Raw genomic sequence first — 8,765 nt, 5'->3', positions numbered from 1 at the left:
GCCGAAGACGCCGCCCTGACCGAGGCACACCACGCCGCCACCGCCCGCGCGCTCACCGCGCTACGCGAGCATCAAAGCGGTGGCAACGGCGTGTCTGCCGATGCTGTCAGCCGAGGTTAGTACCTTGCGCTAGAGCACATTTCGCGCCTAGTCCCATCTATTGCGACCACGGGTAAGCAAACAACGGTCCAGTTACCACCGTCGCGAGAAGCCACGCCAACGCGCACATGATCAGCAGCTGGACCGCCCAGTTGACCACGCGGATCCGGTTCGCCGACACCAATTCGAACCGGATGGCGGCGCTCAGGCGCGCCAGATCGCCGGCAGTCAAGCACACCTTTCCTGTTCCGACCCTCAGCAGGTAGCCGTTGCGCCCATCGGGCCGGTCCACGCGGACGAGAAGGAGTCGGTCTCCCTCGCCGTCCCGCAGGCCGACGAGGCTGGTGAGCTCGGGCTGTCGCATGGCATTCCCCTTGTTGAGATGGAGCTTCCTGCGCCTGAACGGTGACGTTACTCGCTCAGCCCACCAGGGGCAGTGAATTGGGTTCGCTCGCAGCGCGACCTACTTGACCTCACAGCGATCGGGCAATGATCTCCTTCATGATCTCGTTGGTGCCCGCGTAGATCTTTTGGACGCGATTGTCGACCCAGGCCCGCGAGATCGGGTACTCGGTCATGTATCCGTAGCCGCCATGCAATTGCAGACATTCGTCCGCGACAGACATCGCGCGTTCTGTGGTCCACCACTTGGCCATTGCGACGGTGGGGATATCGAGCTGGCCTGCCAGGTGTTTGGTGATGCAATCGTCGACGAAGACGCGGGCAATCGCGGTCTCGGTAGCGGCTTCGGCGAGCTTGAACTTGGTGTTCTGGAACGCAAAAATGGGTTTGCCGAACGCATGTCGGTCTTTGGTGTACCGAATCGTGTGCGCGAGCGCTTCCTCCATGCCCGCTACCGAGGCGACGGCGATGATCAGCCGCTCCTGGGGTAGCTGCTGCATGAGCTGAATGAATCCCTGGCCTTCGCTGGTGCCGAGGAGATTCGCGGCCGGGATGCGGACATCGTCGAAGAACAACTCGGCGGTGTCCTGACCCCGCTGCCCCAGCTTGTCGAGCACCCGGCCGCATCGATAGCCCGCCCGATCCGCCTCGACCAGTACCAGCGAGATACCGGCAGCGGCCTGGGCGGTGTCGGTCTTGACCACCACGATCACAAGGTCGGCTTGTGATCCGTTGGTAATGAACGTCTTCGAGCCGTTCACGACGTACTCATCGCCCTCGCGGATGGCCCTGGTCTGGACGTTCTGCAGGTCGGACCCCGTGCCGGGCTCGGTCATCGCAATCGCCCCGACAACCTCGCCGCTGGCCATCTTCGGGAGCCATTGCCGCTTCTGCTCATCGGTGCCGTAGGCCAGCAGGTAGTGCGCGACGATTCCGTTGTGCAGGCTCGCACCCCAAGAGGTGTCGAATGCGCGTGCCTGCTCCTCGATGAGCACCGCCTCGTGGGCGAATGTGCCGCCGCCACCGCCGTACTCCTCGGGGATCGACATACACAGGAGGCCTAGGTCGCCCGCCTTGGTCCACAATTCCCGATCGACGTGGTGCTGCTCGATGAACTTGTCGGCGTGCGGAGTGAGCTCCTTGGCGAAGAAGTCGCGTGCCAGTTCGCGCAACGCCTGCAGATCGTCGGTCATCCAAGATGAACGCGGTTGTGCCATAACTACTTTCCCCTAACGTGAGATTGACTGTCTAGGCTCGACGGAGCCGGTGACTTACCTGGTCGCGGCCGGCCCCTTCGGGGCATCGGCAGCCTCGGCAGTCTGGTATTCCCGCACCTCGGCGCGAATAGCATGGTCGAGTGCCCGATCCAGGCTGGCGTGAGCGGCCCGTCGCGCCACTCGGCGCATGACGTCGATAAGGTCAGCGGCCCAGGCCAGTTCGCTGTCGTTACCTGGGTACCACCCGGGTCCTCGTTGCCTGACGATCTCGGTGTGCCCGAGACCCGCCAGCGCACGTGCGGCATCGTCGAGCTTCTGGTCCACCGTGGTGGTGGTCTCCACGATGGCGGTCAGTGGCATTCCACGCGACACGAGCATCGCGAAGTCATCGATGACGCGTCGGTCTGGCACCCGATAGCTGTCGGAATCCCCGGTCGTTTCGATCACCCCACCGGCGCACAGGCGACGTAGCGTGGTCTCGTCCAAGGCGCCGAGCCTGTCCTCCAACTGCTGTCGCGACATGGTTCGAGATTCCGGATGCGACCATGGCGACGTCACCAACTCGCTCAGGTCGTCGAGATTGAGAACCTCGACTAACCCTTGGCCACTTTGCAATCCGGTCACGAAGCGCAAGATGTGTTTGACGGTGAAGCCCTCCTTGAGCAGCCGGGTCACTGCCCGTAGCTGGCGGAGGTGCCGGTCGGTGTAGATCGACGCGCGACCTCGCCGTTGCGGCCTGGCGAGCAGGCCGCTCTCCTGGTAGACCCGCACGTTACGTGTGGTTGTCCCGGCTTCCCGCGCAAGGTCGTCTATCCGGTACTCGGTCATCATGGGAATCTATCCGGCCAGGACGGGATGGTCGCTCTTCGGCGCCGCGGTGATCGTGTAGTCCGCAAGATCCACCTTCTTGAACTGGTTGACGAATTGGGTGGCGAAACCGGGATACATCGTGGCATTGAACCCGTCTGCGGTCAGATACCAACTCTGGCATCCGGAGTTCCACGTGGTGGCCTGCAGTCGCTGCTGAATGTCGGCGTTGTACCGGTCCTGCACTTCGGGGCGGACATCGAGGGATTTCCAGCCGAACCGCAACAGTCTGTCGATCATGTCGACGATGTAGTCGATCTCGGCTTCCATATAGACCAGGGCCGAACTGTGACCGGGCCCCGAGTTCGGGCCGAAGGTGAAATACAGGTTGGGATAACCCGATACCGCGACACTGCGGTAGGCATACGCCCCGCTGCTCCACTCCGAGGCGAGATCGCGTCCGTCCATGCCGGTGATCGGGAAAGGGGTACCGGTCTTGGACACATCGAATCCGGTGGCGAACACGATGGCGTCGAACTGGTGCTCGATGCCTTCAACGGTACGAATACCCTTGGGCGACAGCCGCGCTATCGGCCACGTCACCAATTTGCAGTTCGGGGCTTGCAGCGCCGGATAGTAGTCACTGGTCATCAGCAGCCGCTTGCAGCCGGCCGAGAAGTCGGGCTTCAACTGCCGTCGCAGCCAGGGATCCTTGACCTGCATACGCAGGGTCGCCCGACTGACAGCCTCCACGAGTCGGGTGAACGGACTCTCCCACACCACTCCCAGGGCAACCGACTCGTGACCCCAATACCAGGCCGAACGAGACAGCTTCTGGGTCAGCGGCAGCTGTGCATAGAGCCGCTTGACCCATCCGCTGGTTTGTCCGTTGATCTTCGGCAGCACCCATCCCGGCGTGCGCTGAAACACCTTCACCGACTCGGCCACGTTGACCAGTTCCGGCACGATCTGAACCGCGCTGGCACCGGTGCCGATGACCGCCACTTTCTTGCCGCTGAAGTCATAGTCGTGATCCCAACGGGCACTGTGGATTTTGCGTCCTTCGTAGCTGTCGATACCCGGTAGGTTGGGCAAGCTCGCATTCGACAGCGGACCCGAGGCGACGATTACGGTCCGGGCGTATACCGGTTCCCGGCCCTCGACGCCCAAGGTCCACCGTCCCGCGTCCGGGTCGTAGGCCGCGGCGGTGACCGTGTGCCCGAATCGAATTTGTCCTGCGATACCCGAGGATTCGACCATGCCGTCGATGTAGCGGAGAATCTCGTCGCTGCCCGAGTAGGTATGGGACCAATCCGGGTTCGGCGCGAAGCTGTAGGAATACAGCCGGGACGGGATGTCGCACGCCGCGCCCGGGTAGGTGTTGTCGCGCCAGGTACCGCCGACTCGTGAATCACGTTCGAGGATCACGACATCGGTGATTCCGCGGTCTTTGAGACGAATGGCGGCGCCGATGCCGGCAAAGCCGGCTCCGATGATGGCCACAGAGGTCGTCGTCATAGTGTGGTGCTCCTCTAAGCGACCGGCTCGTAGGTCAATTCCTGCGACCAGGTGGGGGTGCGATGTACCAGCGGCATCGGGATGACGCTGGTCGCCTTCACCAGCGAGTCGGCCAACCAGTGGTATTTGGAGGTCCGGTCGATCACCTTCCTGCCGTGCCAGGACACCAGCCGGTACATCGGCAGCTTGCGCGCGAACGCACTGCGCTCACCGACGCTTTGGAACCGGCGTATCGCGGTGTACAGCTTCTCCTCATTGACGCCCATGGCAAAGATGTTGTCGCGCATCTTGTTCAAGAGTGCGACGTAGCTCAAGATGCCGACGAGTATCTGTGGATTGAGCCAGCCGGCGGCGGTGTCGATGAGCATCCGGCGCATGGTGGAGTGCCCGAGCAGATCGATCACCTCGAAATCCACCGCGAGGTGGCGGGACTCGTCAGAGTTGATCCGTTGGAAAACCTCCTGAGCGATGGGATCTTTGACCTCATCGGTGATGAACTTGATCAGCGCGCCGTCGAGAGCCACTTCGAGCATCGGTATCACCGTGCCCAGAAACGGCAGACTCATTCCGTCGGCGTGTTTGTCCAGGAAGTTGATGATCAACTGCACGTTGACGTTCGGCGTCGGGATCTCGTCGTTGTCGAGCATTCCCCAGCGGCGCATCAATGCGAGTTCGGCGTTGGCGTGCTTCTGCTCCTCGGCATGGAAGTGCTGGTAGATGCTCTTCAGCGTCGGGTTGGGAGCCTTCTTGGCCAGGGCGGCGAAGCCGCGGGCGCCGACGTTCTCGATCCACATCAGGTCGGTGAGGAACGGCTTGAGCTTGGCCCACAGTTCCGGCTCGATCAGTTCGGCTCCTGGTGCCTCCCAATCGATGTCGACCAGAGCCCATTGCTTGTCCTTGATCTTTTGCAGCATGTTGTCCAGATCCATCGCCATGATCAGTATGTTCCTTTCCCGAACAGTTCATTGGGCGGTTGTGAGCCAAAGGCCGGACGGGCTATCCGGAAAGCGTCTGGTTTGCAACGCTTTTGCTGGCCGCGGTGCCGCCGTACACGTCGGCGACAATCGCCGCCGCCCGGCGCAACGCAGGCCTGGCCTCTGGTGCCAGGTGGGGCAACGCCTGAAAGACATGCACCATGCCCGGCCAGATTTCGTGCGTGCTGGCGCCCCGGCCGCGCGGATCTCGGTGTCGAGGTACTGGGCGTCGGCGCTGAGCATTTCGAACTCTCCGACTTGGATCAAAGTTGGTGGCAACTGGCCGGCGTCAGTGGAATCGAGGCGAAGTCGCGGGTGACCCGGGTCGTGCCCCTGGGTGTAGAGGGCGACCATTTCGCGTGCCGCGGACGCCGACATTGCCGGGCCGTGGCGCACCCGCTCTTGCTGCGCGGCCAACTGCAGGGTGAGGTCGATCAACGGTGAAAACAGGACCACGCCGGCGGGGCGAAATTTTTTGGCATGGCCGGCATGGGCCAGCAGCATGTCGCAGGTCAGATGACCACCCGCCGAATCGGCCGCACTGACGATGTCGGATGCGGCGTACCCCTGACCAAGCAGCCACCGGTAGCCGGCCTCGACGTCCTGAGCGGCGGTCGGGAAACGGTACTCGGGTCGTCGTCCATCACGTCCGATACGTCATCACGGACTGTGCCATTTGTCAATGTCACATGTTCGGACAGTCACTAGAGCGCGCATCTGCGGGCGTGGCGGCGCACGGGAGTGCCACGGGCGTCACTGAAATTTCCCAAGCTCGAATCAAGCAACGCCATAATCAGTTCCGCTTCGATCGATCCAGGAATTTTCCAGCAGCACATGAGAAAAACCTTTGCAGGCTGTGATGCGAACAATTCAATGGCCGCCGGAATGCGTTGTGCTGCAACGGCTTTAGCACCTACAATTCCATCACGCGGCTGCAAATCGCTTGACTTAAAAAAGTCTGATAGAAATAGCGTGCTGCTCAGCGTTCGTATTGGCGCTGCGCCGTCCTAGATATCTCGTCCCGGGGGAAGGCACGTAATGGCTGGTCGCGTCGACATCGAGAGCGCCATGGGGCCCGGCCGTTTTAGAGCGCGCAGGTGTGGGCTGGCCGCGGGTGGTGTCCTCGGGGTGTTCGCGGCAGCCGCCGCGATAGCGACCGGCGCTGCGGCGCCGGCCACGGCCGACATCGACGCGATTCTGGACCCGATCATTCAGCCCATCGTGGCGTCGGTGACCGACTCCATCTCAGGTCTCGACCCCAGCCTGGCCACGGACCTGACTACCTGGACCGACAGCTTTCTGACCAACCTCAACACCGACTTCGGCGCGCCCGACACCGCGGCCGCGGCTGCCCTGAACGGTTCCGAACCCGCATCGGTTGCCGAGTCTGCGAGTGCGACCAACCCGATCATCGAGCAGGAGCAGAGCTGGATCAACAGCACGCTGGGTCAGGAAATCGACGCCGAGCTCAACTCGTCGTTCGCGCACGCCGATCCCGCCGCGCTGGCCAGCAGCGGTGCCTGCGGGCTGATTTGTGACGGCGCCAACGGCACCCCGGACGGTTCGCTGGCCGCAGCGGACGGGCAGGGCGGCGGCTTGTACTTCGGCAACGGCGGCGCGGGTGCCACCGATGCGGCCGGTAACGGCGGCACCGGCGGAGACGCCGGCTTGTACGGCGACGGCGGCGACGGCGGCGACGGCGCGGCTGCCACTACTCCCGGCAGCGACGGCGGTGACGGTGGCGCCGGCGGGACCGGCGGGCAGTTCTACGGCGATGGCGGCACCGGCGGCGACGGCGGCACCGGCGCGAACGGTGTTGCCGGGACCGACAACAGTGCCCTGCCCGGTGTGGCGGGCGGTGTCGGTGGCACCGGCGGTGACGGCGGCACAGGTGGAGCCGGCGGCGATGCGACCGGCCTGTTCAGCAACGGCGGCACCGGCGGTGCTGGTGGTGCCGGCGGTGCGGGCGGCCTGCCAGGTCAGGGCGGTACAGGTGCACTCGACGGCTCCCTCGGCGCCGGCGGTTCAGGCGGGGCGGGCGGTGACGGCGGCACCAGCATGTACGGCACTGTGGGCGCCAACGGCGCTGACGGAGCCGCCGGACCCGGTGCCCCGATCCCGATCGGCACCGTCGGCGTCAACACGCTCGGGGTCGGGCCCTACGGAGTGGCGGTGGAAACCGCCGGTCCCAACGCCGGCGATACCTACGTCACCGAGGAGGGCAACGGCAACGTGGCGGTGATCGACCCCCAGGGCAACGTGGTCGACACTATCCACGTCGGCGGCAACGCATTCGCGATCGCCGAGTCTCCCACCGGCCCCGAGGCCGGCGATCTGTACGTCACCGACTTCGGCGGCTACACCGTGTCGGTGATCGACCCCACCAACAACACCGTGGTCGACACCATCACCGTCGGCGGCGACCCCTACGCGGTCGCGGTGTCACCCACCGGTCCCGAGGCCGGCGACATCTACGTCGCCAACGCCGTCAACAACGACATCTCGGTGATCGACCCCACCACCAATAAAGTGGTAGACACCATCGCCGTCGGCAACTTCCCGACGGCGATCGCGGTCGATCCCACCGGCCCCGACGCCGGCGACATCTTCGTCACCAACCAAGACAGCGACAGCGTGTCAGTGATCGACCCGTCGAACAACTCGGTTGTGGCCACCATCGGCGTCGGCACTTCCCCGCAGGGGGTGGCAGTGGCCTCGGCCGGTCCCGACGCCGGCGACATCTACGTCACCAGCGCCGGCAGCGACACCGTGTCGGTGATCGACCCCACCAGCAACACGGTCACCGCCATCATCGGCGTCGGCAGCCTGCCCGATGGGGTGGCGGTGGCTTCCACCGGCCCCGACGCCGGCGACGTCTACGTCACCAACGGCGACGAGAGCGGCGTCGTGTCGATGATCGACCCCACCACCAACACCGTAGTGGCCAACGCCGACGTCGGCAGCGGCCCGCTCGGGATCGCCTTCGATCCCACCGATGGCGACCTCTACGTCACCAACGCTGTCGGCAACACGGTGTCCATACTCGCGCCGTAGCAGGCTTGGCAGGACCTCGCCGGCGTGAGCGTATCCCTCCATTGGTGGCGACAGGCGCCGCGTCCAGGAGTCCCGCTAAGGAGCGATCCGTCGCGGAGAGTCCACTGCCGCGCGCCGTCTTGGCGAGGCTGGCGTTGGTGCCGGTGACGAGGAACGCGTTGTGCGGCAGGAGCTTCAGCGCACCGCGTCGACGGTGCAAGACGCCGTCTTGGTCGATCTGACCGTCCCGGTGCGTCCGGCGTGCCGGTGATGGTGAGGTCTGAGATGACACATGAGCCCGACGGACTTCCGCTCACCCGGCAGGGCGGCCAGAGGAGTTCGACACGATTGGATTATTACTCCCGGGGGTATACGGTCCTTGGTCACTGGGGAGTTCGGGTTTCCGCGCCCCAGACGTCGACTCGAGGAGTGAAGTTCTGATGCAGATCGATCAAAGCGTGGCCGGGATCGAGCGGGGAGCGTTTGGCATGCCACGCCCGCAAGGCTGGACACTCGAGCGCATTATTCACCTGTTAGCGGGGGGCATGGTGTTGATTTCTTTGGCGCTGGGGCGAAAATTCTCAGCGCGATGGAGGGTGCTCACCGGATTCGTAGGAGCCAATCTGCTGCTCGACGCCGCGGTGGGGTGGTGCCCGACCAGCGTTCTACTGCACCGCCTCGGCGTTTCGACCGCGGCCGAGCGGTCGACGCGTTG

General features: G+C 64.3%; 8 protein-coding genes. 2 read left to right on the top strand and 6 right to left on the bottom strand.

Going from position 1 to position 8,765, the window contains the following annotated elements:
* Positions 1-157: 157 nt before the first annotated feature.
* From AC2VOG_RS11895 to AC2VOG_RS11870, 6 genes are all read right to left on the bottom strand, one after another.
* Positions 158-463, bottom strand: a complete 306-nt coding sequence (locus AC2VOG_RS11895) for a hypothetical protein (RefSeq protein WP_486940099.1) — start codon at positions 461-463, stop codon at positions 158-160.
* Positions 464-572: 109 nt separating this feature from the next.
* Positions 573-1,718 carry an acyl-CoA dehydrogenase family protein gene (locus tag AC2VOG_RS11890; RefSeq protein WP_486940098.1) on the bottom strand — a complete coding sequence of 382 codons (1,146 nt, stop codon included), beginning with the start codon at positions 1,716-1,718 and terminating at the stop codon, positions 573-575.
* 54 nt (positions 1,719-1,772) lie between these two features.
* Complete coding sequence (locus AC2VOG_RS11885; protein WP_486940097.1) at positions 1,773-2,546, bottom strand: MerR family transcriptional regulator; 774 nt, start codon at positions 2,544-2,546, stop codon at positions 1,773-1,775.
* 9 nt (positions 2,547-2,555) lie between these two features.
* Positions 2,556-4,043, bottom strand: coding sequence for a flavin-containing monooxygenase (locus tag AC2VOG_RS11880; protein WP_486940096.1), 1,488 nt, complete (start codon positions 4,041-4,043; stop codon positions 2,556-2,558).
* A 14-nt stretch (positions 4,044-4,057) separates the two neighbouring features.
* Positions 4,058-4,978, bottom strand: a complete 921-nt coding sequence (locus AC2VOG_RS11875) for a ferritin-like domain-containing protein (protein ID WP_486940095.1) — start codon at positions 4,976-4,978, stop codon at positions 4,058-4,060.
* A gap of 27 nt (positions 4,979-5,005) precedes the next feature.
* The gene (locus AC2VOG_RS11870) at positions 5,006-5,596 is read right to left on the bottom strand and encodes an alpha/beta hydrolase fold domain-containing protein (RefSeq protein ID WP_486940100.1); all 591 of its coding nucleotides are present in this window, start codon (positions 5,594-5,596) and stop codon (positions 5,006-5,008) included.
* 459 nt (positions 5,597-6,055) lie between these two features.
* Here AC2VOG_RS11870 and AC2VOG_RS11865 point away from each other — a divergent pair, with 459 nt between their 5' ends.
* Together AC2VOG_RS11865 and AC2VOG_RS11860 are read left to right on the top strand one after the other, a co-directional pair.
* Positions 6,056-8,071, top strand: coding sequence for a YVTN family beta-propeller repeat protein (locus AC2VOG_RS11865; RefSeq protein WP_486940094.1), 2,016 nt, complete (start codon positions 6,056-6,058; stop codon positions 8,069-8,071).
* Between the two features lie 419 nt (positions 8,072-8,490).
* A partial coding sequence (locus AC2VOG_RS11860) for a YgaP family membrane protein (protein ID WP_486940093.1) occupies positions 8,491-8,765 on the top strand: 275 nt, incomplete at its 3' end.

Source organism: Mycobacterium sp. TH-M11 (assembly GCF_057473725.1).
This window is presented reverse-complemented; position numbering and strand designations above follow the sequence as displayed.